This window comes from Dietzia sp. NPDC055340 (assembly GCF_053645335.1).
The window spans coordinates 82,260-107,468 of the sequence record NZ_JBSHML010000009.1 but is presented as its reverse complement, the minus strand read 5'-3'; the positions used below and the strand labels follow the sequence as shown (position 1 = coordinate 107,468).

Genomic DNA, 25,209 nt, shown 5'->3' with positions numbered 1-25,209 from the left:
GGCTCCGGGCTGCCCGGCCGCCGCGGCCGGGTTTGATCCACGGATGGAAGAACCTGTCGATTCCCTTGGTGCCGGCACCTCGCTGCTGACCGGGGCGGTTGATGTCGCCACCTCTCCAGCCGGCCGTGAAGTGGAGATCGGAGATGCCGCGGTCGGCGGGAGGGTCAGCCCTGCCTGATGGACTGGGGCGGAACGATCCGCTTGGTCCGGGCTTCCGCCGCTGGCGTCAGTGGAGTACCAGCCGACACTTGCGCCCCCCGCGAAACCGACTACTGCGAGAAGGATGACGGCGAACCCGGCGTCGCGTATGGGCGACAGAAATGGGCGTGTGCGATCTCTGGCCACGATTGCCCCTCCCGGTCTGTGCATTGCGGTCGGGCCACGTCGCGGTGCCCGCCTGCACAGGCCGCCTCAGCCCGTGCGGCGGGAACATTAAGGAACCTTGGGCGGCCCATCAATTGCTTGGGTTGCTAACGGATTCGATAGCCGAGACCCGCTCTCAACTGGGCTGATTGCCACCGAATGATAATTTCCTGATACGCACAGGCAGGGGCGTCGACAAAGTGAATTGCTGTCACATCAGGTGCAAATGAACATATATTAGGTGCAGCGGCTACTGAGAGCTAAATCACAGTAGGGCCGCGCGGAATCGCAGCGGATGGCCATGCACTTTCCGTTCAGTGCTCCAGGTCAGCGAGCATCGTGCCCTTCGGCGTCAGGTAGAACACCACGAACGCGAACACCAGCAGGATGAGCCCGCCGATCAGTCCGGCCATGCCCAGGCCGGAGGTGAAGGCCTCTCCGGCTCGCGCGGCCAGGTCCGGAAGCTGCGCGGCGTCGGCCACCGCCATGGCCCCGCCGAGCGAGTCGCGGGCCGCTTCCGTGTCCTCCTCGCCCAGCATCAGCGCCTCGGCCGGGGTGCCGAGGTTCCGCCGGTAGAGGAACGAGGCCAACGATCCCAGGATCGCGATACCCAACACGGCGCCGAATTCATACGAGGTGTCCTCCATGGCGGCCGCATTGCCGGCCTTGGAACGCGGGACGCCGCCCATGATCATCGAGGAGGCCAGGGCCAGCGCGCCGATGCCTGCGCCGATCAGGGCGAGTGCGATGAACACCGAGGTCAGCTCCAGATCCTCACCCCGGATGCCCAGGAAGAGCATGCCGGCGCCGGCGACGAAGAGCGCTAAGAAGATCGTCGCGCGCATCCCGATCCGCTCCGAGGCGACGGGCGCGAGTAGAGAGGTCACGGCGGCGGCGAGCGCCAGCGGCATGAGCTGGAGCCCGGACTCGAACGCGGACGCGCCGTTGACCAGCTGCAACCACTGCGCGAGCAACAGCAGCCCGGCGGACATGGAGAAGCTCGCGATGAGAGCGGCCAGGACGCCCGCGGAGAAGATGCGGTGGCGGAACATCGTCACATCGAGCAGGGGAGAGGTCGACTTCAGGCAGCGCCGGACGAACCAGACCAGGGCTGCCACTCCCACGACGAAGGCGATCCACGCCGGGAGGTAGGTCATCGAGGCCTCTTCGCTGAACTTCTTGATGGCCCAGATGGTTGTCGACATTCCGACGAGCGTGAGAGCGGCGGCGAAGGGGTCCCACGGCCCGGGCTCGGGCACTCGTGACTCGGGAACGGTGAAGATGGCGCTGACAAACGCGATGACCATCATCGGCACGCTGACCAGGAACGCGGACTGCCAGTGGAACGTCTCGAGCAGGAAACCGCCCAGCAGTGGCCCGACGGCCGCACCGATGCCGGCGACCGCGGCCCACACGGCCAGGGCGGTCGCGCGCTCACGGGTGTCGGTGAAGGTGACCCGCAGCAGCGACAGGGTGGACGGCATGACCATCGCCGCGCCGATTCCGAGCAGGATGCGCAGCGCGATCACGAAGCCGGGGGAGTGCGCGAGGAGCACGAGGACCGAGGCGAGCGCGATGAGAATGTAGCCCAGCATGAGCATTCGTTTGCGGCCCCAGCGGTCGGCAATCGACGACATGGAGATGAGCAGTCCGGCCATGACCAGCGAGTACGCATCGATGATCCACAGCTGCTGGGAGGCGGTGGGCTGCAGGTCCGCCGACATCTGCGGGATCGCCACGTTGAGGATCGTCATGTCCGTGGTGATGGCCAGCAGGGAGAACGTCAGCGTGACCAGACCGAGCCAGCGGCGCGCCGGATCGTACGAGCCCACGATGTGCGGGTCGGCCCGCAGCTCACTCCGGGCGGGTGCGGTGGTGTCGCTCATGCGGTGGTGTCCTCATCGGGCATGGTCGAGATCGCCCGGATGACGGCCTCGAGTCGGGCGGTGGTGGGTGCGGTACCTGTGAGCGCGGTGTTGATGCCGGCCCCGTCCAGGCACATGGCCAGCACTTCCGAGCGGACCTTCCCGAAGTAGGGGGACAGTATCTCGGTGAGTCCGGTGAACCAGCGCAGGCTCAGCTCGCGCAGGTCCTCCTCAAACAGTCCCGCGTAGGCGAGGGAGCATTCGGCGAGCACCGCGCCCCGGTCCTCGAAGCCGGCGGCCGCGGCGGTGGCCAGGTAGGCGATCGGGTCGGGGGCGCCAGCGAGGTCGCGCCGGATCTCGTCCAGGTCGCTCTCGACCGCGGCGGCCAGGTGCTCGAGCGCGTGCCTGCGCAGGTCGTCGATCGTCGAGAAGTACCGGGTGGTGGTCCCGACGGCGACGCCGGCGCGCGCCGCGACCGCACGATGGGTCAGCGCGGCGGGCCCGGCCTCGGCGATCAGTTCGGCCGCGGCCTGCCCGATGTCACGGATCCGCTGCTCGGGATCGCGGGTGCGTCCGGCGCTCGTCACAGGTGCTCCTCACGTTGCTGTACAAACGTACGCGTACAAATGTACAACAACGCCATGCGAGCGCGGAATCGGCGCGATCACCTGGTAAGACTGTGCCCGTGACGGAACCGACGAGTACGCGGGTCAGGGCCTGGGCGGCAGTGGCGCTGGTCGCCTACGGGGCTGTGGTCGCGGCACTGACCATGCTCAAGGCCTTCTTCGTGATCGGCATGCTGTGGCGACCCGAGGCGCAACGGAACCGCTCGATGGAATGGGAGCCGTTCGCCCTCTATCGGAACTCGACGACCTGGTTCGGGCCGCTGTTCGACTACCTCGGCAATATGGCCTTCTTCATCCCGCTCGGAGTCCTGCTGTTCATCGTGCTGGAGCATCACAGGCGGGCGACGGCCCACGTCGTCGTCGTCGGAGCGCTGACCAGCGCCACCGTCGAGACCCTCCAGTACGTCTTCGCCCTGGGCCATTCGGACGTCTCCGACCTGATGTTCAACGTCCTCGGCGCCCTCGTCGGCGCGACGGTCGCCCGGCTGGGAGTCCGGCGCCTGTACCCGGTGTGGATCGGGCTCGCGTTGACGGCCGCGCTCGTGTTCGCCGTCCTGGTGATCCTCGGCCCGCGGCTCGGCGACCCGGACAGGGTCGTGGAGACGTCCATGGCGATGGGGTTGCCGGGGTAGAACTCAGGAGGCGGCCGGCGCGACCGGGGTCTCCTCGGCGCGGCCGTAGCGGCCCGCCAGCCACGCGCAGACGATGAGCTGGATCTGGTGGAAGATCATCAGCGGCAGCACCAGCAGGCCGAGCGGCTGGCCCACGAACAGCACCGCCGCCATCGGCAGGCCGGTGGCCAGGGATTTCTTGGAGCCGCAGAACTGCACCACGCGCTTGTCCCGGTCCTCGAAGCCGAGCGCGCGGGAGACGAGCTCCGTCAGACCAAGGACCACAGCAAGTAGGACGCAGCACGCCACCACCAGGCCCGCCAGCTGGGGCACGCCGACCATCGTCCAGATCCCCTCGGCCACGCCCTCGGAGAACGCGGCGTAGACCACGAGCACGATCACGGTCTTGTCGAACAGGGCCAGACGCTTGATCCTGTTGGTGATCGGCAGGATGCGGTCCCGGAAGATCTGGCCCAGCACGAACGGCAGCAGCAGCTGCAGTGCGATCGTGCCGACCGAATCCCACGTGATCTTCACCGAGCCGTCGGTGGTCATGAGCGCGAACACCAGCAGCGGCGTGAGGAACACGCCCAGCAGATTCGATACCGATGCCGACACCACCGCGGCGCTGACATGCCCGCGCGCGATCGCCACGAACGTGATCGACGACTGCACGGTCGAGGGCACCAGCGTCGTGAAGAGGAAGCCGGCGGCCAGAGACGCGCCGAGCACGGGGGTCAGCACCCACTGGCCGAGCAGGCCGAGCAGCGGGAACACCACGAACGTCGCCACGAGCACCACCGAGTGCAGCCGCCAGTGCCGCAGGCCCGCCCGCAGCTCCCGCGGCTCGAGCCGGGCGCCGTAGAGGAAGAACAACACGGCGATGCCGATGGTCGTGACCCAGCCCAGCGTCGTGGCGGCGCCGCCGGTCGCGGGGAGGAAGGCGGCGACGACCACCGCGGCCAGAATCGCCACGATGAACGGTTCGATCCTCAGCCGGCGCAGAATCTCCATCCGCCCATTCCATCACTTCGGCGCCCGCCGTCGTCGCTCGCCCGAGGCCGGATCGGGCGGCCGGTTCGGCCCGCCCGATAGGCTCGGACCCATGACGGGCGATGGCGGGTCGGGCTGGCGGCCCAGAGCACTCAGAGATGGTCAGGAGCCGGATCCACGGTTCACGCTCGCCAACGAGCGCACCTTCCTGGCCTGGATCCGCACGAGCCTCGGACTGACCGCCGGCGCGGTGGCTCTCGAGGCGTTCGCCGGCGACGAGATCCCGGAGATCATCCGCACCCCGCTCGCCTGCATCCTGTTGGTGCTGGCGGCGGTGCTGGCGATCGTGGCATTCCGCCGCTGGATCCGGATCGAGTTCGCCATGCGGCACAAGCAGCCGTTGCCGATGCCCCAGGCGTCGATCCTGCTGGCGCTGGGGATCTCGATCGGCGCCGTGGTCCTCATCGTCGCGATCCTCAGCGGAACGTTCACATGACCGACCCCCGGCCACAGCCGCGCCGACGCCCGCGGGTGATCGGTGTCTCGCCCACGGCGGTCCCGCCGGATGCGGGCCTGCAGGCCGAGCGCACCAGCCTGTCCTGGGCCCGTACCTGGGCCGTGGTGGGGGTCAACATCACGCTCGTGGCCAAGCTGGTGGGCGAGCTCTCGTGGCTATGGGCGTCGGCGTTCTCCCTGCTCACGGTGGTCCCGCTACTCGCGTTGCTCCGGGTGCAGCGCGGGCACGAGCGGCGCGTGGGCCGGTTCGTCCGTGCCGGTGAGGTCCAGCAGACGCAGGCGCTCTACAACGTGGGCCTGGTGGCGATGATCATCGTGATCTCCGCGTGTGGGCTCGCCGCGGTGCTGGTCCAGGCGCTGGGCTGAGAGTCCGTGCCGGGCTGGATCTCGGGGCCGGGCCGGGGGCTGGGTCTCGAGGCCGTCCGGAGTCCGGGCCGGTCTAGCCCTCCGCGGCGGCCGCGCGCCCCAGCGCCTCGAGCCCCTCGTCGATCTGCCGCGCCAACACGTCGTCCATCTTCACCAGGCGCGTCAGCGCCCGCATCACCGGGCCGCGGGTCCCGGTCATCTGCCACGTGACCTCGGTGCGCTCGGGCCCGAGCGGCTCGAGCGTGATCACCGTGGGGTTGGTGGCCTTGAACGGCTTGAGGAACCGGAGCTCGATCAGGACCTGCCGCCCCGCCGATGCCCCGGTGATCTCCATGGACCCCGCGCCGGCCTTGGCGTTGCCCGACCACTCGTAGCGCGCCCCGACGCCCCGCTCGGCGCCGGTGAACGTCCGCTCCATCGACGGGTCGGTCTTCTCCCAGAAGGACCAGTTCCGCCACTTGCGGAAGTCCTCGAGCTGGGCGAACACGGCCGGCGCGGGGGCATCGAGGATGGCGGTGCGGGTGATCGAGAACTCAGCGCTCATGCGGGGATTTTACAGCGCGGACGCCCCACGACCGCGCACTCAGGTGTTCTCGATGCGACCGCTCAGCGCGTCCCGCAGCCGGTCGACCATCCCGACGCCCAGGCCCACCGTCATGTGGAACAGCTCGGAGTGGGGTGAGTCGGGGTGCGGCCGGGTCGGCGCGACCTTCTTGGCGGCCTCCACCTTGCGGCCCAGATCCACCAGCTCCTCGGCGGACACGGCCCGCCGCAGCTTGGGGAACTGGTCGGACTCCTCGTCGTCGACGTGGTGGTCGAGCTGGCCCTTGAGCTCGCGGACCAGGCGCAGGAAGTCAGCGTCCTCCGAGTCGACGCCCTCGAGCTTGACGAGCGTCTCCTCGAGCTCCTGGTGCTCTTCCTTGTCGTGCTCGACCTCATCCGCGCCGTCGGTGACCTCCCGCGTGTACACGGGGTAGACGAACAGCTCCTCGGCCACGGAGTGCCGCACGATCTCGGCGGTCGCGGCATCGGCGAGTGCGCGCCGTTCGGCGGGGTCGGTGGTCTCCTCGATCAGTTCGAGGAGTCCGATCATCTCGCGGTGGTCGGCGGTGAGGATGTCAACGACGTCCTTCTGGGCCATGGCGAACTCCTTCACGGTCTGGTGCGATGAGGATTCACACCGTAGGGGCGCGCGCTGGTGGCGGCCACCGGAGGGCCCCTCAGCGGCCGGCGGTCTCCGTTTCGCACATGCCCTGCAGGGCGCACGATCCGCAGCCGCCGGTCAGGCCGCAGTCCTCCGCGGGATCGGCGCCGCCGTCCGGGCCTTCGGTCGCGGCGGAGGAGCAGCCGCCCGAGCCGGAGTCGTCGGGGCCGTCCGACTCGCCGGCGGAGGAGCAGCCCCCGGCTTCCGAGGCGTCGGAGTGGCCGCCGCAGCCGTCGGGGCCGCAACCGCAGCCGCCCGCGTCGCCGTTGTCGGCCTCCCAGATGGCCGCCGCGCGTGCCCCGGCCATGCCGGCCACGTTGAGCAGGGCGAGGGCGACCACGAGTGCGACGACGACGACGAGAACGCCGATCCAGCCGCCGATCAGTCCCAGGGCGAGCGTTCCGAGCAGGAGCGTCAGGCCCGAGCCGAGGAACGCGGGTGCGGCGGCCCGGTTGGCCAGCGTCCACGCCTCCAGCGAGCGCCGGGTCTCCGGGGTGCGGACCCCCAGCACGCCGTTGCCGGGCAGCTTGCCGGTCAGCGCGAGAAGGCCGGTGCCCCCGACCAGGAGGGCGAGCCCGGCGAGGAGCACCACGACCACCACGAGCACTGCGTTCACGCCTTAGAGGTTACGCCCGTGGCCGCGGAAGTCCGAGTCGCGTCAGCCTGCTGCGTGCCCCCGCCGCTGCCCTCGACCAGTGCGAGGATTCGACCGAGTTCGCGCTTGTCGTCGTCGTCCAATCGATCCAGGAAGACCCGCCGCACGGTTCGCACGTGGTCCGGCGCGGCCTTCTCGATCTCGCGCAAGCCCTCGTCGGTGGTGGAGACGAACGCGCCGCGCCCGTCCTCGGGGCAGCTCGTGCGCTGCACGAGCCCGCGTTTGGCCATCCGGGTCACCTGATGGGAGACGCGGCTGCGCTCCCACTGCAGGGCGTCGGCGAGGGCGGTCATGCGCAGCGGCCCGTCGGCCTCGCTGAGATGGACCAAGACTTCGAACTCGGGCTCGGTCAGGTCGGAGGACATCTTGAGGTCGCGCTGGATCTCCAGGTGGAGGCGACCTTCAAGGGCGAGGTAGGTGCGCCAGAGGGCCGTCTCCTCGTCGTTGAGCCAATTCACCTGTTCAGTCATGGGTCCATAATAGCCCTTAGTTGACATGCCACGTAGTCGATCAGTAGAACTGTGTGACGTATCATGTATGGCTCGCCGACCCGCGCGGACCGCCACGACGAGGTTGCTCCGGCACAGACCGGAGAACCCAACGGAAGGAACCACAGTGACCACCACTGCTACTCGCCCCGCCGCCCTCGAGACCTCGAGCAACCTCGTGCCCGTCTCCGCGGCCGTCCGCGGCATCGGCCTGCTGCTGGCCCGCGTCCTGCTCGGCGCGGTGCTGATCGTGCACGGCGGTCAGAAGCTGTTCAGCAACGGCGTCGAGGGCACCGGCGCCTTCTTCGAGTCGATGGGCGTCCCCGCCGCCCAGGCCGCGGCCGCGTTCGCCGGCACGGTCGAGCTGGTCGGCGGCATCCTGCTCGTCCTGGGGCTGCTGACCCAGCTCGTGGCGGTCCTGGTCGTCGTCGTCATGGTCGGCGCCTACTTCTACGTCCACCAGGCCGCCGGCATCTACGCCGCTGACGGTGGCTGGGAGCTGGTCGCCGTGATCGGCCTCGCCACGGCAGTGTTCGGCCTGGTCGGCCCCGGCCGCTTCAGCCTCGACGCGCTGATCGCCGGCCGCCGCGCCGCCAGGGCCTGACCCGGCAGGGGTACGGGCGCCGGCTGCCGCGGCGGTTGCTGGCTGCCCGGTGCCTCATGCCCCGCCGGTCCTCACGCCCCCGCAGTCCCGTCTCCCCACGCTGACGTGGCCCGGCCCGGCCCAGGGTTTAGGCTGGACACGGCCTGCGTGTGGGCACCGGCGAGACCAGGGAGAGCAGACAACGTGAGCAGCAGCGACCAGACCGTCACCGGCGATCAGTCCGAGACCGGACCGACCCACCGCTACGGAGCGGCACTCGCCGGCGAGATCGAGTCGCGCTGGCAGGCCGAATGGGCGCAGCGTGGCACCTTCGAGGCGCCCAATCCCGTCGGTCCGCTCGCCGCGACCGACGGCTCCGCACTGCCGGAGGACAAGCTGTTCGTCCAGGACATGTTCCCGTACCCCTCGGGCGCGGGCCTGCACGTCGGCCACCCGCTGGGGTACATCGCGACCGACGTGTTCGCGCGCTACAACCGCATGCTCGGTACCAACGTGCTGCACACGCTCGGCTATGACGCCTTCGGCCTGCCCGCCGAGCAGTACGCCGTGCAAACCGGCCAGCACCCGCGCGTGACCACCGAGGCCAACATCGCCAACATGGAGCGCCAGCTCGGCCGCCTCGGACTGGGTCATGACCGCCGCCGGGTGTTCGCCACCACCGACACCGACTTCTACCGCTGGACCCAGTGGATCTTCCTGCAGATCCACGGCTCCTGGTACGACCCCGAGGCGCCGGCCCGCACCACCGACGGCGGCGAGCATCCCGAGCGCACCGGCCGCGCCCGCCCCATCGCCGAGCTGCGCGAGCAGTTCGTCTCCGGCTCCCGCCCGCTGCCCGCCGAGTTCGCCGACCGCGCATGGGGTGACCTGAGCGCGGCCGAGCAGGAGAAGGTCCTCGACGCCCACCGGCTCGTCTACCTGTCCGATTCGATGGTCAACTGGTGCCCGGGGCTGGGCACCGTGCTGGCCAACGAGGAGGTCACCGCCGAGGGCCGATCCGAGCGCGGCAACTTTCCCGTCTTCCGCAAGAACCTCTCGCAGTGGATGATGCGGATCACCGCCTACGCCGACCGGCTGGTCGATGACCTGGACCGGCTCGACTGGACCGACAAGGTCAAGTCCATGCAGCGCAACTGGATCGGCCGCTCGCAGGGCGCCCGCGTCCGCTTCGCCGTGGCCGAGCAGTCCATCGAGGTGTTCACCACCCGCCCCGACACGCTGTTCGGCGCGACCTACATGGTGCTCTCGCCCGAGCACCCCCTGGTCGACGAGCTGGCCGGGCCGTTCTGGCCCGAGGCGCCGTCCGGCGCCCACGGTGCCGCGGGAGCGGACAGTGCCACAGGAGCGGGTGCAGCCGCCGAGCTCGATCCGCGCTGGACCGGCGGGCACTCCTCGCCGGTTGAGGCCGTGCGGGAGTACCGCCGCCAGGCCGCTCGCAAGTCCGACCTGGAGCGTCAGGAGAACAAGGACAAGACCGGCGTGTTCACCGGCGCCTACGCCGTCAACCCGGTCAACGGCGAGCAGGTCCCGGTGTTCGTGGCCGACTACGTCCTCATGGGCTACGGCACCGGCGCGATCATGGCCGTGCCCGGGCACGACGCGCGCGACCACGAGTTCGCCGCCGCGTTCGGACTGCCGATCGTTCAGGTCGTCGCGCCGGCCGACGGCTCCCGGATCGACGTGCAGGCCGAGGCGTACTCCGGTGACGGCGTGGCCGTGAACTCCACCAACGACGAGGGTCTGGCGCTCGACGGACTGGGCGTCGACGAGGCCAAGGCCGCCACCATCGCCTGGCTCGAGGGCGAGGGGACCGGCGAGGGCACCGTCCAGTACAAGCTCCGCGACTGGCTGTTCGCGCGTCAGCGCTACTGGGGCGAGCCGTTCCCGGTGGTCTACGACTCCGACGGCGTCCCCCACGCCCTGCCCGACGAGCTGCTGCCCGTCGAGCTGCCCGAGGTCGAGGACTACCAGCCCGTCTCCTTCGACCCGGATGACGCCGACTCGGTGCCGTCCCCGCCGTTGGCCAAGGCCACCGACTGGATGACCGTCGAGCTGGACCTGGGGGATGGGCTGCAGACCTACACCCGCGACGCCAACGTCATGCCCAACTGGGCCGGCTCCAGCTGGTACCAGCTGCGCTACATCGACCCCACCAACTCCGAGGAGCTGTGCTCGCTGGAGAACGAGCGCTACTGGACCGGGCCGCGTCCCGAGATCCACGGCTCCGAGGACCCCGGTGGCGTGGACCTCTACGTCGGTGGAGTCGAGCACGCCGTGCTGCACCTGCTCTACTCGCGCTTCTGGCACAAGGTGCTCTTCGATCTGGGCCACGTGACCAGCGAGGAGCCCTATCGCCGCCTGTTCAACCAGGGCTACATCCAGGCCTTCGCCTACACCGACGCCCGCGGCGTCTACGTTCCGGCCGCCGATGTGGTGGAGCGGGACGGGAAGTTCTATCTCGACGCCTCGCCCGACGCCCCCGAGGTGTTCCAGGAGTACGGCAAGATGGGCAAGTCCCTCAAGAACGCCGTCTCCCCGGACGAGATCTGCGACACCTACGGCGCCGACACCCTGCGCGTCTACGAGATGTCCATGGGCCCGCTCGACACCTCCCGCCCCTGGGCCACCAAGGACGTGGTGGGCGCACACCGATTCCTGCAGCGGCTGTGGCGGGTGGCGATCGAGGAGAGCACCGGGCAGGCCCGCGTCACCGGCGCCGAGCCGACCGAGGACGTGCTCAAAGCCCTGCACAAGACCATCGCCGGGGTCCGCGACGACTACGCCGGGCTCCGCGACAACACCGCGATCGCCAAGCTCATCGAGTACGTCAATACCCTCACCAAGGCCTACCCGACCGCCGGCCCGGGCGCTCCGCGCTCCGTGGTGGAGCCGCTCGTGCTGATGGCCGCGCCCGTCGCCCCGCACCTGGCCGAGGAACTCTGGTCGCGGCTCGGCCACACCGGTTCCCTGGCGCACGGCCCCTTCCCCGAGCACGACGAGTTCTACCTGGTCGAGGACTCGGTGGAGTACCCGGTGCAGATCAAGGGCAAGGTGCGCTCGCGCATCACCGTCCCCGCGGACGCCTCGCCGGCCGACGTCGAGTCCGCCGCGCTGGCCGACGCGAAGGTGCAGGAGAACCTCGGTGGCGCGGCGCCGAAGAAGGTCATCGTGGTGCCCGGGAAGATGGTCAACATCGTCCCCTGATCTCGACAACGCGGGCCTACGCTCACGCGGGCCGGCGCTGGCTGGCGCCCGCCGGGCAGAGAGGCAGCGCATCCAACGGCGGATACGCTGCCTCTCTGTCTTGCGCTGGCCGAGTGCACGCCAGAAGGCAGGTTGCGCTGGGAGATCGGACCATTTCGCCAGCGCAGAGCACAGCGGCAGCGCAACTGGGGCCGGATACGCTGGCGAGGCGCCCGTCAGCCGATCTCGACGAACGCCACCGACGAGGTGAGCAGCAGGCACGCGGTCGTGAGCATCCACATGGCGTAGGTCGCGAACAGCCACGGCCGCCAGCGGATGTGCCGCGACCACGTCTGGTAGGTCTTCCACGCCGAGAACACCGACAGCAGCAGCGACAGCAGCGTGGGGATCACCACCACCTCGATGCGGCCCGCCGTCAGACACAGCCCGTCGGCGCCGCCGCACTCGTCCTGGATCCCGCCGACGAGCGTGATGACCAGCGCCGCCACCGCCACCACCACGACCGTCGACACCAAAAAGAAGCGGAAGGCCAGGGTGCCCTGCCGCTCGTTCCGCTCCAGCCGTTCGAGCGGATCCTCCACCTCGTCGAATTCCTTGGCGCCCATGGCTACTCTCCGGCGAACCCGTTGTGGCCGCCCGCCGCGGCGACCTCGTCGACGGTCTCGAGACCCAACTGCTCGTCGGTGACCGGCGGGAACAGCGGGCCGCCGCCGAAGGCTCCCCGGTGGGAGAGGGGCACGGCGTCGTCGTCGTTCCTGATCCCGTGCTTGCGCCCGTACTCGGCGGTGACGACCGTGGCCCCGCTCATCGACGCGAGCTCGGGGTCCTCGGCGAGGGCGGCGATGACGCGACCGACGAATGTTGGGTCCTCCGCGCGGTCGAGCGGGAAGCCGTTGAAGTCGTCCATCCCCAGCGACAGGATGAGCTCTGTGCGGATGAGGCCGAGCCACAGCGAGAGCGTGGAGACTCCCGTACCGGCCAGATCGTGCGCCATGTCGGAGGCCATCTTGTCCAGGGCGGTCTTGCTCATGCCGTAGAGGACGGTGTGGAACGGCGCGCGCGAGCCGAACGAGGAGATGTTGACGATCAGGCCCGAGCCCTGCGGCACCATCACCTTGGCGGCCTCGCAGGAGGCGACGTAGTGGGCGCGCAGGCCGATGCCCATGAGCGCGTCCCAGTCGCCGGTGGGCCGCTCCCAGAACTTCCCGTCGAACCCCATGAAGCCCTTGGGGTTGGTCCAGACGTTGTTGACCAGGAGGTCCAGGCGGCCGGTGTCGGCGACGATCTTCTCGACGACGACGACGATCTCCTCGTCCCGCCCGTGGTCGCATTCCAGGGCCCGGATCTCGCCGGGGGCGCCTGAGGCGGTGTCGACGGTCGGCTGCAGGCGCTCGGCGGAGCGCCCGGTGACGTAGACGGTCCAGCCGGCGGCGGCGAGCGCGGTGGCCACGCCCTTGCCGACGCCGCGGCTGCCGCCGGTGACCAGCGCGACCCGGGCGGTCACGAGTCGGCTCCGGCGGTGGCGGCTCCCGGGACCGTGTCGACCTCGGGGTAGGTCACGGTGGCCCCGGTGAGTTCGCGTGTGACGGACCAGCCCGGCGTGAACAGACACTCGGCCATGACCCAGCGGCCGCCCTCGACCACGTAGACGTCCGAGTACTCGCCGGTGGACTGGGTCTCGGTGCCCTTGTCGCGGTCGACCTGTCGGAACTGCAGGGTCCAGGTCCCGGTGGCGCGGGTCGGCTCTCCGCCGTCCGCGGGTGCCTCTACATCGATCGAGGGCATGAAGCCGTGGTGCATGTCGAGGATCCGGGGGCCGCCGTCCGCCGCGGTGGACAGGGCGATCTTCTTGAAGATCCCGACCATGGTGTCCGGGTCGGTCCGTCCGAGGGGGCCGAAGTCCAGCACGCCGCCGGAGGCCACGAAGCACTCGCGGAAGCCCTCGGGATCCTTGCCGTCACAGGCCCGCCAGTAGCGGTACTTGAGCTGCTCGATCGCCGCGTGGGCGCGGGCTTCCACCTCGTAGTCCATGCAGGCCACGTTAGCGTAGGGCGTATGAGCCGAACACTGGTCGAGCTTTCCGACCGCTGGGACCTGCAGGACCTCATGACCCGCTACGCGACCTGCATCGACTCGCGGGACTTCGACGGGCTGGACCGCGTGTTCACGCCGGACGCGCGGGTGAGCTTCGTGGCGTCCGGCGGGCCCGACGACGTCTACCCGGCGATCCGCGCCTGGCTGGCCGAGATGTTGCCGATCTTCGCCGCGACGCAGCACCTCATGGGCAACCTGGCCGTGGAGCTGGACGGGGACTCCGCCTCCGGCCGGTGCATGTGTTTCAACCCCATGGCGCTGAAGCCCACCACGGAGAAGGACCAGAAGGTGTTCTTCTACGGCCTCTGGTACGTGCTGGGCTTCGTCCGCACGGCCGAGGGCTGGCGCATCGCCTCACTGACGCAGGAGCAGGCGTACCACCACAACCTGCCCTGAGCGGCCCGAAGTGTGTGTGTTCTCCTCACTCTGCCTGCCCGAGTCCGTCCGCGTCTGCCCGTTGTGGGCCGGTTCCGCGGATCCGCGCTCCGCGGCTCCTCGCCGGTGATTCACTGTTGACACATGTCTAAACCGGTGACTTAAAGACGTCGCCGACCGGCGAGAGGTAGTGGGATGAGAAGTGTGGGCAAGGGTCTGATGGCGGCGTGCGTCGGGGCGGTCCTGCTGTCCGGCTGCGCGGTCGGAGGCGACACGGCCGGGGCGGCTGACTCGGTCGCGGCCGACAAGGGCGTGACGCAGGAGTCGACCGAGGCGTCGCGCATAATCGAGGCGCGACCGCTTCGGATCCTGCTGACTAACGATGACGGGTGGGGCGCGGACGGAATCGTGGCCACCCGCCGGGCGCTCGTCGAGGCCGGTCACACGGTCACGGTGGTGGCTCCGGACAGCAACTACAGCGGGGTCTCCTCCGCAGTCGACTTCAGTGGGGACCTGGACGTTGCCGAGCCCGAAGTCGGCGTCTACACGGTGTCCGGCACTCCCGCGACAAGCGTGGTCTACGGGCTCGACGAGGTGCTCGCGGAGCAGGCCCCGGACCTCGTGATCTCCGGCACCAACGTGGGGTCGAACACCGGGTTCGATCAGAATTTCTCTGGGACCATCGGTGCCGCGGTGGTCGCCAGCGGGATGTATGACATCCCCGCCATCGCGATCAGCACCGCCACCGCGCACGGGGACGAGAAGAGCGCCGCATATGAGCAGACCGCCGAATTCCTGGTGGATCTGCTGGCCACCGGTGAGGTGGACATCCGCAGTGGCGAAGTCCTCAACATCAACTACCCGTTGCTGAAGGGCGACACGACGGCCCCAGAGGTCCGGGTGGCCCCCGCGGCCGAGGCATCGGCGGCCGCGTTCGGATTCCGTGAGACCGGGCCCGGGCAGTGGGTGATCGTTCCCGCCCGGTCTGAGGTCGAGCCCGCGGCTGACTCGGACGCTGCACTTCTGGCGGACGGGTTCGTGGTGATCGACATGCTCGAGGTGGCGCGCACTGTTGACGCCGGACGTCACGCGGAGCTCGAGGGGCTCGCCACGGCAGTGGGGTAGGAGGTCGGTCGCTCGGTGCGTCAGGGGATGCCGTTAACTTGACGGTGGCCGGTGTCGTAGCTCACTGCTACGGTTGTTCCGTGCCGAAAAACGTACTGATGTGTTGGCGACGCGAGCCCGTGTGGACCCGCGCCGCCCGCTGCGCCTCGGCGTAGCAACGAGCACTGCGACGGGCCCGCCGGGGGACGGGTGGGCCGCGCATTCACTCCAGGAGGGCCGGCCCGCGCCGGAACCCGGGTCCATCTCGTCGCGACCTGTGGCCACGACAACAGTCGGGCCGCCCAACTCCAGGAGAGATCTCAGGTGACCGCAAGTCCCCGTACCATCCACCCGCCGACGCTTCGCGACGCGGACGTCCTCGTCAGCGCCCGTTCGCTGGGCGAGTACGTGGACATGTTCGGCTTGGACGAGGCCGATCTGCGGCGACGGATCGTGGACTGCCCCGGCGGCGCCGCCAGCGCGGTGGCGGAGATCTGCGCGGCCGGCGGCGACGCGGTCGCGGTGGACCCGCAGTACGCGCGCGGGGCGGACGAACTGCGCGCCCGGATCCATGAGGACGTGGACCGTGCGGTGTCGCACCTGCAGCGCCGGGAGGTCCAGTACGACTGGGACGTCCGCGGCGGGTTGGCGGGCCACGAGGAGATCCGGCGCAGGGCCGCCGAGCAGATGCTCGACCACATGGCCGTCGCCCCCGAGCGCTACATCGCCGGCGCGCTCCCAGGGCTGCCGCTGGCCGATGACTCCGCCGACCTGGTGCTCTGCTCGCATCTGCTGTTCACCTACGCGGACAGACTCGACACGGCCGACCACGTGGCGGCGATCGTCGAGATGGCGCGTGTGGCCCCGGAGGTCCGGATCTACCCGTTGGTCGACCACGCCGGCAACCCGCTGCCGGAGCTGGTGCGCAGCGTGATCGCCAAGCTCAAGAAGGAGCGACTGACGAGCCGGATCGAACCGGTCGTGCGGCCCTTTCAGCTGGCCGCCACCACCCAGTTGGTGGTGGAGCGCACCGGGAATTGCCGCCCGTAGGGGCCTAGGCGGCTCCAACCCACGGGCTCGCGCGGGCCGGCCTGCTCGATAGGCCTGCTCGACAGGCCTGGTCGTCCCGCCTACTCGGTCGGCGCGCCGGGACCCAACCGCAGGGCCTCCTGGCCTGTGAACGGCGAGACCGCAGCCGTGGCGACCAGCGGCTCGGGTCCGCCCACCTCGAGGGCCTGACCGGGTAGGAAGATCGTGCCGCTGGCTAGCGCGAACGCCACGATGTCGCACATCTGGCCGTAGACCGCCGCCGGGGGAGCGGCCACGTCCAGCCGCTCGAGATCCATCCGCCCGAACCTGCCCAGGCCCGTCGTGTACGCGCACGACGTGGACTCGGACTGCATTCCTGCGCGGATCCCGACGAGCGCCGGGGCGGGGACGGGGTTCGCGGTCACGAGCTCGCGGTAGGGGCCGGCGGGCAGGGTCGTCGCCGCGCCGCCCACGGTCACGGCCACCGAGCCCGGCAGCGCGGTCAGTGCTGCGGCGACGTTCGCGACCGCCAACTCACAGCGCAGTGTCTCCAAGCGTGGGTCCATGTACTCGGGAGCGGTGGGCTCGCCGTCGTCGCCCGGTGGTCCCCACCGGAACGCCGCCACCACGAGCTGCGAACGGTGCGTGTCCACCACGGCCTCCTGCCCGTTCCACATCGCCAGGTCGGCGGTGTAGCGGGAGGCCTCGCCGTCGGGGACGGGCGAATTGACCGTGGAGACGATCACGGTGGCGTCCTCAACGTGGACCGCGGTGGCCGGGTCGTCGTCGGTGCCGGTCTCGACCTCGTAGGCGCCCTCGAAGATCTCCGCGAGCAACTCACCCACCTCGCGGTGGTCGGGCGCCGGGCGGTCGAGCAGGACCAGCGCCAACGGGGTCTGCTTCCAGGAGAGGTCCTCGCCGGTCTGCGGATCGATCGACGACCCCGCGTCGGCGGGCTGGTCCGCGGCGGGTTGATCGGACCCCGGCTGGGCGGTTCCGGGCTGATCGGGGTGCCGAGGCTGCTCGGGCTGGCCGGGCTGCTGCGAGTCGCTCATCGCCCCAGGCTAACCGCTCGCCGTCCGGCGGCCCCGGCGCCCGACGATCAATCCGCTACTCCCTGTCTCGATCAGCTGGCCGCGTGCGCGTAGCGGATAAGGACAGGGAGTAGTGGATCCCGGGAGAGGGCGTGGCGGTACGCCCGCGTAACGCTGGCTCAGTGCGTGAAGAAGTCGATCACCAGACGCTCGAACTTGTCCTTCTGCTCGATCATGGCCCAGTGGCCACAGCGGGAGAAGGAGTGCAGCTCGGCCTTGGGCAGCTGGCGGAATGCGAAATGGGCCTGCTCGTAGGGGAGCATGCGGTCATCGCGGCCCCAGATGAGCAGGGTCTCCTGGCGGATCTGCGAGGCGCGCGCGTACAGCGGGGTGTAGGCGTTCTCGGGCTTGAGGATCGAGCCGAAGATCGAGTACATGCGCTCCACGGCGCCGGGTGCGGTGGCGGCCTCGGTACGGGCGCGGATGAGTTCGTCGGAGACGACCTTCTTGTTGCCGACCATCGTGTCGACCCAAGCGGCCATCTTCTCGTCGGTCGGCTCGGCGAGGAACTCGAATAGACGACGCGAGCCCTCGCTGGGCTCCGGGGTGAACAGCGGCGCGGCGAGTCCGCCGGGCCCCATGAGCGCCATCTTGCGGACGCGGTCCGGGTAGGCGAGCGCGGCCTCGCAGGCGACGTTGCCGCCCATCGAGTTGCCCACGATGTCGACCTTCTCGATGCCCTTGGCCTCGCAGAACGCGTCGACGGCCTCTGCCGCGATCTTCGGGTACGCCTTCTCCCACTCCAGGTCGCCGCTCTTCCCGAAGCCTGGCATGTCCAGCAGGATGGTGTGGAAACGCTCGGCGAAGACCGGGAAGTTGCCGGCGAAGTTCGACCAGGCAGTGACGCCGGGGCCGGACCCGTGGAGGAACAGGACGGGCACCGAGCTCTCGGGCTCGGCGACGCTGTTCTCGCCCGCCTCGTGGTAGTGCAGCTCGAAGCGGCCGGCGGTGATGGTCTTGCTGGTGGACTCGAAGTCGAGGGCGCTCATACGCCCAGGGTACTAGAACACGTTCTAGGCGACTGCCGGATGTCCTGAGCCGGACGGCGACCCGGGGCCGGACCGGACCTGAGAAAAGGTTCCGAAATGAAGTCAGCCGCGCGGGGAGTCCCTGAAACATCCCCGCGCGGCGATGTCGTGGACATTACTAGAAAATCCTCAGGTGACAAGTACGTAACAATTATGATTCGCCTCACACCCGTGACATGTCAGCCGTGCGTCTACCCGCAGCGGTGCGTCCGGGCCCAATTGGACGTCTGTTTCGGACCGCGCCGCTGCTGTTCATCTCCCGGATGACGGGGAAGGTCAGCCCATGGCGCGCGCGAGGAACGCGGTGGCGTCGGGCGTCGCGGCGTAGACGGTGCCGCTGTGGTCCTGGTCGGGGTAGACGCGCAGTTCGAGCGGCTGGTGGTTCAGCGTCATCTCGGCTGCGAGCGACAGGGCCGAGGGCGCCGGGACGTCGAGATCGAGCAGACCCTGGCCGAGGAACACGGGCCGGTCATAGCCGACGGCCGGGGTGCCCATGTAGCGCTGCAGCTTGCCGAACACGTCGGGGATGTCCTTGAGCGGGCGCTGGAGCGCCTGCGAGATCTGGAAGGCGCCGACCTTGTCGCGCATCGCGGCGTAGCAGAGGGTTTCGGCGGAGTCGACCATGTCTCGGCCCGCCGGGGTGAGTAGCGAGTTGATGTCCAGCTCGGGGTGTTGGTCGCGGAACCCGGCGAGGATGTAGAAGGCGTACAGGTTGAGCCCGGTCGGTAGGTTGACCGGCGGGAACCCGGGCCCACCCCACTGGAAGATGTGCTCGATGTTGGCCGGCGCGCCGGTGGCCACGACGCCGCGGTAGTCCAGGCCGGCGGGTGCGCCGAGCTCTGTCGCGCGCACCGCGGTGTTGAGCGCGGCGCCGGCGCCCTGCGACTGCCCGACCAGTGCCCACGTCGGCGAGAGCGGGAGGTCGGAGCTTCGCGCGGCGATCACGGAGTCGACGATCGCCTGCCCGGTGGCCGGCCCGTTGAGGTAACTGAGCAGGCCCGGCGTGCCCAGGCCCACGTAGTCGGAAGCCACCACGGCGTAACCCTGGTCGAGCCAGTGGCCGAGGTATTCGGCGTCGCGGTCGGAGCGCGGCTGGGTCGAGGGCGCGCAGTCGTCGCCGAGGCCGGTGGTGCCGTGGGCCCACGCCACGACGGGCCAGCCGCCGTCCGGTGCCTCGCCGTGCGGGAGGAACACCGCGGAGGTGGAGACGGCGGGCTGTCCGTGCTGGTCGATGGTGCCGTAGACCTGTCGCACCGCGCGTCCGGCCTGTGGCAGCGAGAGCGCGGGGTCGAGCGGCATGGTGGCGGCCACGCCGCCGGGCGCGGGGATCGGCGCGGTCCACTGGCGGGTGTCCATGCCGGACCAGGTGGGCGCGGGGTTGGGCGAGGCCGTCGGCGCGGCCGCCGACGGGGCGGTGAGAGAGGCGACGACGACGACGGCAGCCGCAGAAGAACCGAGCAGCCGCCGGGCGCGGCAGAATGTGAGGAAGTTCATAAGCGGAGTGTAGTCCGTCGTTAATTCCGCTCACAGCCTTCTGGCGTCCGGCCCGGAATCGACCGGTGTCCGGCGCTGTGGACGGTGCCTAGGATCGCCGCCATGCACGTTCTCGAGATCGGCGCAGATGTCCCCGACCCGCTGGCCCCGTACCTGGAGGTGGATCGGTCCTCGCCCCGGCACGAATGCTGGGTCGCCGGGCACATGGTCGCGGGGTTGGATGGAACGGCCGCGGTCGGCGGCCGGGTGGGCGCGCTGTCCACCCGCCCAGACCAGGCGTTGTTCCGCAGCATGCGGCAGATCGCCGACGTCGTTCTGGTCGGAGCCGAGACGGTCCGGCGCGAAGGATACGGGCCGGTGCGGCTGTCCGAGGACGCGCAGGCACGGAGGCAAGAGCTCGGAAAGCCGGCCACTCCGCCGGTCGCCGTGGTCAGCAGGAGCCTGAATCTGGACGGGGCCGCCAGCGTGTTCGCCGATGCTCCCGAGCACGCCCCGACGGTGGTCATCACCTGTGCGGGGGCGGATCCGGGGCGCCCCGCTGAGGTCGAGGAGTTCGCCGAGGTCATCTTGGCCGGCGACGAGCGTGTGGAGCCGGAGCAGGCAATGCGCGCGCTCTCCGACCGCGGGCACGGCGTGGTGCTCTGCGAGGGCGGTCCCACCTGGCTGGGCGAACTCGTCGCGGCCGACAGGCTCGATGAGCTGCTGCTGTCCATCTCCCCGATGATGGGCGGCGACCCGTTGCCCGTGTCCGTGACACCTCCCGGAACTGGCATCGCCAGGTTCGACCTGAAGGGCGTCATGGCCGAGGACGGCACGATCTTCCTCCGGTACGAGGCTGCGGCAGACCAGACGGCGGCTGGCGAGAGGTCAGACCGATGAGCACGGACGCCTTCGGCCGGCTGATGGCGTCAGCGGATCCGGCGATGATCGTGGTGACGACCGTGGCGGAGAACGAGCCGGCGGGATGTCTCGTCGGTTTCCATGCCCAGTCGAGCATCTCAGCCGAGCACTATTGCCTGTGGCTGTCCAAGGCCAATCACACCTACCGGACCGGGCTGCGTGCCACGCACTTTGCAGTCCATTTCCTCACTGAAGCCGATCTCGCGGTCGCCGAATGGTTTGGCACCCGGACGGGGGAGACGACCGACAAGTTCGCGGGTCGCGGTGTCAACGAGCGCGGTACGGACACCGACGAGCACGGACTGCCGCTGCTCAGGGACTGCCCCAACCGGATGGTGGTCGAGAGAATCGCGATGCTCGACGACGGTGGCGACCACGCCTGCTTCACCACTCGGGTGCTCTCGGCGCACTCCGAGGGCCCGTTCGCGCCTTTACGCCTCAGCGACGTGGCCCACCTCGACGCCGGCCGGTCGAGCGAGTCCCGGGCGGTGCATCCCTGATCGCCTCGAACATGGTCCGACCGCCGGCGGAAGATCCACCGACGGCCGGTACATGTGTGCACCCGGGCGGGCGCACTCACTCGCTCAGCTTGAGCGCCTCGCGGTACGTGAGCTTGCGCCCGGTCTGCATGATCGAGCGGCGGTAGATCCGCTCGGCCACGCCGATCACCAGGGCGGCGGCCACCAGCGAGACGATCATCGCGACGATCGGCTCCCACCATGCTGCGGTGCCCTCGATGAGCCGGATCGGCATGGTGACGGTCGACATGATCGGGATGTACGAGGCAACGATCTGCCAGGTGCCGGAGACGAACAGCCCGCCGAAGGTGGCGATCATGATGAGCGTCAGCACGGGGGAGGAGGTGGACTGCACGTCCTCGGCGCGGGTGGCCAGCGCCCCGGCCACGGCGAACAGGCAGGCCAGCGCCACGAACCCGATAACGAACAGGGCCAGGTACCAGGCGGCGGCCCCGGCCATCGCCGGCAGCAGCGCGGTGTACTCGGTGAAGGACAGGCCGATCAGGCCGATGCCCACGAACAGCACCATCTGGCCCATCGCGAGCACAGTGGCGCCCACGACCTTGCCCACCAGCAGCTGCCGCAGCGGGATGGCGGCGGCGAGGATCTCCACGATCCGCGACTGCTTCTCCTCCACCACGCTGTTGGCGATCGCGTAGCCGAACAGGATCGCGGCCAGGTAGAACAGGAACACGAAGACGAATCCGGCGATGAACTGCACGCCCTCGTCGGCGGCGCCGTCGGGGTCGAGGAGTCGTTCGCCCACCTCGGAACCTGCGGTGAGGTCGCCGACCGTGGTGCCGGCAGCGGCCGCGTTGGTCTCCAGGGCGTCGGCGGCCACGGTGGCGCCGATCAACCCGGCCAGCGAGCTGTCGACGGAGTCGGTGCCGACGAGGGTCCACTCACCGGGCGCACCGATCAGGGCGGCGTCGGCGTCACCGTCGCTCACGGCCTGTTCGGCCGCGGCGACGTCCGGGTATTCGCTGATGGTGACCTCGAGGTCCCCCGGGGCGAACGGCCCGGACATCGCAGCGCCCTCGTCGGCGGTCGCCTGCTCGGCGACCGCCACCGCCTCGGGGGAGGCCACCGCGAGGGTCTTCGACTCGGTCTGGCCACCGACGAAGAACGACACCGCGAACGCGACCACCATGATCGCGAGCGTGGTCAGCGTGGAGATGATGAAGTTCTTGTCCCGCAGCTTGACCATGATCTCGCGGCCGGCGACGATCCGCCACGCGGACTGCGTCTCGGGGGCCGCAGCGCCGGTGCCAGGGCCAGCCCCGGCGCCGCTGTCGGTGGCCGTATCGGACGGGAAAGGGAACTGGTCGGTGGTGGTCATACCGTCACCTCGCGGTAGATATCGGACAGGGTGGGGACGACCTCGGCGAACTCGCGGACGCTGCCGCGGGCCATCGCCTCGCGCAGGACGGCGTCGGTGCCGGCGGGGCTGCCGCCGCCGCTGAAGTCGAGCAGGGCGGTGGGGCCGTCGACGTCCACCACGTGGACGCCGGGCAGATCGCGCACCCAGCCGGCGTCGCCGCCCACCACCAGGCGGTGCAGGACGCGCCCGCGTCGCCGGAGATCCTCAACGGTGCCCTGGGCGACGACGCGGCCGCGCGAGAGCACCACGAGCTGGTCACAGAGCCGCTCGACGAGGTCGAGTTGGTGGGAGGAGAACAGCACCGGCACACCGCGGGTGGTGTGCTCGCGCAGCAGGTCGACCATCGAGTCCACGGCCACCGGGTCGAGTCCGGAGAACGGCTCGTCGAGCACGAGCAGCTCCGGCCCGCCGATCACGGCGGCGGCGATCTGCACGCGCTGCTGGTTGCCCAGCGAGAGCGACTCGAGCTTGTCGTTCAGCCGCTCGCCCAGCCCGAACCGGTCGAGCAGGTCGGTGGCGGTGCGGCGGGCGTCGGCGGCGGAACGGCCTTGGAGCCGGCCCAGGTAGACCAGCTGGTCGAGGATCGCCTGCTTGGGATAGAGCCCACGCTCCTCGGGCATGTAGCCGAACGTGCGGCGGTCGGCGACGGTGGCCTCGTGGCCGTTCCACAGCACGCTACCGGCGGTGGGCTGCAGGACGCCCATGATCATGCGCATGGTGGTGGTCTTGCCGGCGCCGTTGCCGCCCACGAAGCCGGTCATGGTTCCACGTGGAACCATGAATTCGACGTCGTTCACGGCGACGGTGTCGCCGAAGCGTCTGGTCAGTCCGTCGATGCGGAGCATGGTGTCCTTCCCTGACCCGCCGTCCCTTCTGAGGCCGCCGGTCGATTGTCCTGATGACACCCATGACGTTATGGCGCGGCGCGGCGAAGCGGATCAGCCGTGAGGGGGAAATCGGCGCAGGGCAGCGGTACTCGTCTCCTCCTTGAGGAGGAGAGATACTTGACGACGACGAGACCGTCCGCCCGCCCGCGACGAGATTGCCGCGCGGGGTGGGCGTGTACGGCGGCGATATCCGGGGCCGGGCCTCCGTGCCAGCCCACCGTGTCGTAGGTGGCAGACATGCTGGCAGGGGAAACGGATCACAGACCCGACCTTCAGCCAAGGAGTCACGCCATGCACGAGATCAAGTGCCCCCACTGCTCCAAGTCATTCACCGTGGACGAGGCGAGCTACGCCGAGATCGTCCGCCAGGTTCGCACTGCCGAGTTCGACCACGAACTCCACGAACGTCTGGCGCTGGCGGCGGCGGAAAAAGACAAGGCCGTCGAGCTGGCCGAAGCCCGCGCTGCCGGGGAGATGCAGAAGTCCGCAGCGGCGAAAGACGCTGAGATCGCCGACTTACAGGCCACACTGAAGTCCGAGGAGATCAGCCGCCAGCTCGCCGTGACCGGAGCCCTCGCGGAGGTCGAGAAGGAACGCGACGCCCTGGCAGTACGGCTCGAGCAGGCCGCAGCGGACAAGAAGGCACAGCTGGACCTGGCCGAAGCTCATGCCGCCGGCGCGCTGCAGGAGGCAGTGTCAGCCAAGGAATCTGAGATTCGCGACCTCAAGGCCAAACTCGACGCTGAAGGCACAGCTAAGAAGTTGGCTGTGACCGAGGCTGTGGCGCTGGTGGAGAAGGATCGCGACTCCATCAGATACAACCTGGAACGGGCAACCCTGGAGAAGGAGCTCGGCGAGAAGTCCCTCAGAGACCTCTACGAGACGCAACTGAAGGACCGAGACGACACGATCGAGCGGTTGAAGGACCTCAAGGCCCGATTGTCCACCAAGATGCTCGGCGAGACCCTGGAACTGCATTGCGAGACGGAGTTCAACCGTATGCGGTCCGTTGCCTTTCCCCACGCCTACTTCGAGAAGGACAACGACACGAGCACTGGGACCAAGGGTGACTATGTGTTCCGGGAGAACGATCCGAACGGGACCGAGGTGGTGTCCATCATGTTCGAGATGAAGAACGAGGCAGACACCACTGCCACCAAACAGAAGAACGAGGACTTCTTCAAGAAGCTCGACAAGGACCGCAACGACAAGAACTGCGAATACGCCGTGTTGGTGACCATGCTTGAACCGGAGAGTGAGCTCTACAATCACGGCATCGTGGACGTGTCCTACCGGTATCCGAAGATGTTCGTGGTCCGGCCACAGTTCTTCCTCCCCATCATCACGCTTCTGCGCAATGCCGGACTCAGTGCTCTCGAGTACAAGTCGCAGCTCGAACTCGCCAAGGCGCAGAACGTGGACATCACCGACTTCGAGGAGCAGCTCGAAACCTTCAAGTCGCAGTTCGGCAGGAATTACGACCTCGCCAGCAGGAAGTTCCACAGCGCAATCGACGAGATCGACAAGGCGATCGCCCGTCTACAGAAGGTGAAGGAGGAACTGCTGGGCTCCGAGAACAACCTGCGGCTGGCCAACGACAAGGCGAGCAAGATGTCCATCAAGAAGCTCACCCGTGGCAACCCCACCATGACCGCAAAGTTCGCGGCACTCGAAGCCGGAATGGACGGCGATGCCGGTGGCGAGGTGGGTGACGAGTTCGAGTAGACTTGCGGTCTTCGCGGTTCACGGGCGCGCTAGGCATCGATGCGCAGCAGCCCTCAGTTGTGGAGGCGAACTCTCGGATCGCCGA

General features: G+C 69.2%; 26 protein-coding genes. 11 read left to right on the top strand and 15 right to left on the bottom strand.

The genetic code is table 11. The annotated features are described in order from the left end of the window. Nucleotides 1-677: 677 nt before the first annotated feature. Complete coding sequence (locus tag ACWIFB_RS08735) at nt 678-2,249, bottom strand: MFS transporter (protein WP_454058016.1); 1,572 nt, start codon at nt 2,247-2,249, stop codon at nt 678-680. Then, nucleotides 2,246-2,815: a TetR/AcrR family transcriptional regulator gene (locus ACWIFB_RS08730; RefSeq protein ID WP_454058015.1), complete on the bottom strand. Its 570-nt coding sequence runs from the start codon at nt 2,813-2,815 to the stop codon at nt 2,246-2,248. The genes ACWIFB_RS08735 and ACWIFB_RS08730 overlap by 4 nt, the downstream gene beginning before the upstream one ends. A gap of 98 nt (nt 2,816-2,913) precedes the next feature. On the opposite strand from ACWIFB_RS08730, the gene ACWIFB_RS08725 reads away from it, so the two are divergent. Further along, nucleotides 2,914-3,486 carry a VanZ family protein gene (locus tag ACWIFB_RS08725; protein WP_454058014.1) on the top strand — a complete coding sequence of 191 codons (573 nt, stop codon included), beginning with the start codon at nt 2,914-2,916 and terminating at the stop codon, nt 3,484-3,486. A gap of 3 nt (nt 3,487-3,489) precedes the next feature. Here the strand turns inward: ACWIFB_RS08725 and ACWIFB_RS08720 are convergent, their stop codons facing one another. Continuing rightward, nucleotides 3,490-4,479 carry a bile acid:sodium symporter family protein gene (locus tag ACWIFB_RS08720; RefSeq protein WP_452098276.1) on the bottom strand — a complete coding sequence of 330 codons (990 nt, stop codon included), beginning with the start codon at nt 4,477-4,479 and terminating at the stop codon, nt 3,490-3,492. Between the two features lie 91 nt (nt 4,480-4,570). On the opposite strand from ACWIFB_RS08720, the gene ACWIFB_RS08715 reads away from it, so the two are divergent. Further along, on the top strand, nt 4,571-4,954 hold the full coding sequence (locus ACWIFB_RS08715) for a YidH family protein (RefSeq protein WP_452098275.1): 384 nt from the start codon (nt 4,571-4,573) through the stop codon (nt 4,952-4,954). Next, nucleotides 4,951-5,340 (top strand): DUF202 domain-containing protein, encoded by a 390-nt coding sequence (locus ACWIFB_RS08710; protein ID WP_452098274.1) that lies wholly within the window; start codon nt 4,951-4,953, stop codon nt 5,338-5,340. Before ACWIFB_RS08715 ends, ACWIFB_RS08710 begins: the two co-directional genes overlap by 4 nt. 73 nt (nt 5,341-5,413) lie before the next feature. On the opposite strand, the gene ACWIFB_RS08705 is transcribed toward ACWIFB_RS08710, so the two are convergent. The 4 genes from ACWIFB_RS08705 to ACWIFB_RS08690 form a co-directional block, all read right to left on the bottom strand. Next, complete coding sequence (locus ACWIFB_RS08705) at nt 5,414-5,884, bottom strand: SRPBCC family protein (protein WP_452098273.1); 471 nt, start codon at nt 5,882-5,884, stop codon at nt 5,414-5,416. Between the two features lie 39 nt (nt 5,885-5,923). Next, a complete protein-coding gene (locus tag ACWIFB_RS08700) occupies nt 5,924-6,481 on the bottom strand; it encodes a hemerythrin domain-containing protein (RefSeq protein ID WP_452098272.1) in 558 nt (185 codons plus the stop codon). Between the two features lie 79 nt (nt 6,482-6,560). After that, nucleotides 6,561-7,160, bottom strand: coding sequence for an SdpI family protein (locus ACWIFB_RS08695; protein WP_454058013.1), 600 nt, complete (start codon nt 7,158-7,160; stop codon nt 6,561-6,563). Continuing rightward, on the bottom strand, nt 7,157-7,669 hold the full coding sequence (locus ACWIFB_RS08690; RefSeq protein ID WP_454058012.1) for a MarR family winged helix-turn-helix transcriptional regulator: 513 nt from the start codon (nt 7,667-7,669) through the stop codon (nt 7,157-7,159). Before ACWIFB_RS08690 ends, ACWIFB_RS08695 begins: the two co-directional genes overlap by 4 nt. Nucleotides 7,670-7,814: 145 nt before the next feature. Between ACWIFB_RS08690 and ACWIFB_RS08685 the strand changes: the two genes are divergently transcribed. Further along, nucleotides 7,815-8,291 (top strand): DoxX family protein, encoded by a 477-nt coding sequence (locus tag ACWIFB_RS08685; protein WP_452098269.1) that lies wholly within the window; start codon nt 7,815-7,817, stop codon nt 8,289-8,291. A gap of 183 nt (nt 8,292-8,474) precedes the next feature. After that, on the top strand, nt 8,475-11,495 hold the full coding sequence (locus ACWIFB_RS08680; protein ID WP_454058011.1) for a leucine--tRNA ligase: 3,021 nt from the start codon (nt 8,475-8,477) through the stop codon (nt 11,493-11,495). 215 nt (nt 11,496-11,710) lie between these two features. On the opposite strand, the gene ACWIFB_RS08675 is transcribed toward ACWIFB_RS08680, so the two are convergent. From ACWIFB_RS08675 to ACWIFB_RS08665, 3 genes are read right to left on the bottom strand one after another with little or no spacing between them, the layout of a single operon-like run. Next, the gene (locus ACWIFB_RS08675) at nt 11,711-12,100 is read right to left on the bottom strand and encodes a hypothetical protein (RefSeq protein ID WP_452098267.1); all 390 of its coding nucleotides are present in this window, start codon (nt 12,098-12,100) and stop codon (nt 11,711-11,713) included. 2 nt (nt 12,101-12,102) lie between these two features. Next, on the bottom strand, nt 12,103-12,999 hold the full coding sequence (locus tag ACWIFB_RS08670) for an SDR family NAD(P)-dependent oxidoreductase (RefSeq protein WP_454058010.1): 897 nt from the start codon (nt 12,997-12,999) through the stop codon (nt 12,103-12,105). Continuing rightward, complete coding sequence (locus ACWIFB_RS08665) at nt 12,996-13,526, bottom strand: nuclear transport factor 2 family protein (RefSeq protein ID WP_452098265.1); 531 nt, start codon at nt 13,524-13,526, stop codon at nt 12,996-12,998. Before ACWIFB_RS08665 ends, ACWIFB_RS08670 begins: the two co-directional genes overlap by 4 nt. Before the next feature lie 24 nt (nt 13,527-13,550). On the opposite strand from ACWIFB_RS08665, the gene ACWIFB_RS08660 reads away from it, so the two are divergent. From ACWIFB_RS08660 to ACWIFB_RS08650, 3 genes are all read left to right on the top strand, one after another. Continuing rightward, on the top strand, nt 13,551-13,985 hold the full coding sequence (locus ACWIFB_RS08660; protein ID WP_454058009.1) for a nuclear transport factor 2 family protein: 435 nt from the start codon (nt 13,551-13,553) through the stop codon (nt 13,983-13,985). 174 nt (nt 13,986-14,159) lie between these two features. Beyond that, nucleotides 14,160-15,089 carry a 5'/3'-nucleotidase SurE gene (locus tag ACWIFB_RS08655; RefSeq protein ID WP_454058008.1) on the top strand — a complete coding sequence of 310 codons (930 nt, stop codon included), beginning with the start codon at nt 14,160-14,162 and terminating at the stop codon, nt 15,087-15,089. A gap of 303 nt (nt 15,090-15,392) precedes the next feature. Next, nucleotides 15,393-16,118 (top strand): class I SAM-dependent methyltransferase, encoded by a 726-nt coding sequence (locus ACWIFB_RS08650; RefSeq protein ID WP_295648928.1) that lies wholly within the window; start codon nt 15,393-15,395, stop codon nt 16,116-16,118. 80 nt (nt 16,119-16,198) lie between these two features. Here ACWIFB_RS08650 and ACWIFB_RS08645 read toward each other — a convergent pair whose 3' ends face one another. The 3 genes from ACWIFB_RS08645 to ACWIFB_RS08635 all read right to left on the bottom strand — a co-directional run bounded on the left by ACWIFB_RS08645 (nt 16,199) and on the right by ACWIFB_RS08635 (nt 19,713). After that, on the bottom strand, nt 16,199-17,152 hold the full coding sequence (locus tag ACWIFB_RS08645; RefSeq protein ID WP_454058007.1) for a hypothetical protein: 954 nt from the start codon (nt 17,150-17,152) through the stop codon (nt 16,199-16,201). A 158-nt stretch (nt 17,153-17,310) separates the two neighbouring features. Next, nucleotides 17,311-18,180, bottom strand: coding sequence for an alpha/beta fold hydrolase (locus ACWIFB_RS08640; protein WP_454058006.1), 870 nt, complete (start codon nt 18,178-18,180; stop codon nt 17,311-17,313). 315 nt (nt 18,181-18,495) lie between these two features. Further along, a complete protein-coding gene (locus ACWIFB_RS08635) occupies nt 18,496-19,713 on the bottom strand; it encodes a lipase family protein (RefSeq protein ID WP_454058005.1) in 1,218 nt (405 codons plus the stop codon). Nucleotides 19,714-19,815: 102 nt separating this feature from the next. Between ACWIFB_RS08635 and ACWIFB_RS08630 the strand changes: the two genes are divergently transcribed. After that, the gene (locus tag ACWIFB_RS08630; protein ID WP_454058004.1) at nt 19,816-20,592 is read left to right on the top strand and encodes a pyrimidine reductase family protein; all 777 of its coding nucleotides are present in this window, start codon (nt 19,816-19,818) and stop codon (nt 20,590-20,592) included. Beyond that, nucleotides 20,589-21,113 (top strand): flavin reductase family protein, encoded by a 525-nt coding sequence (locus ACWIFB_RS08625; RefSeq protein WP_454058003.1) that lies wholly within the window; start codon nt 20,589-20,591, stop codon nt 21,111-21,113. The genes ACWIFB_RS08630 and ACWIFB_RS08625 overlap by 4 nt, the downstream gene beginning before the upstream one ends. Nucleotides 21,114-21,189: 76 nt before the next feature. Here the strand turns inward: ACWIFB_RS08625 and ACWIFB_RS08620 are convergent, their stop codons facing one another. Next, nucleotides 21,190-22,470, bottom strand: coding sequence for an ABC transporter permease (locus ACWIFB_RS08620; RefSeq protein WP_454058002.1), 1,281 nt, complete (start codon nt 22,468-22,470; stop codon nt 21,190-21,192). Then, nucleotides 22,467-23,357: an ABC transporter ATP-binding protein gene (locus tag ACWIFB_RS08615; RefSeq protein ID WP_454058001.1), complete on the bottom strand. Its 891-nt coding sequence runs from the start codon at nt 23,355-23,357 to the stop codon at nt 22,467-22,469. The genes ACWIFB_RS08620 and ACWIFB_RS08615 overlap by 4 nt, the downstream gene beginning before the upstream one ends. Nucleotides 23,358-23,690: 333 nt before the next feature. Here ACWIFB_RS08615 and ACWIFB_RS08610 point away from each other — a divergent pair, with 333 nt between their 5' ends. After that, on the top strand, nt 23,691-25,124 hold the full coding sequence (locus ACWIFB_RS08610; protein ID WP_454058000.1) for a DUF2130 domain-containing protein: 1,434 nt from the start codon (nt 23,691-23,693) through the stop codon (nt 25,122-25,124). Nucleotides 25,125-25,209 lie beyond the last annotated feature (85 nt).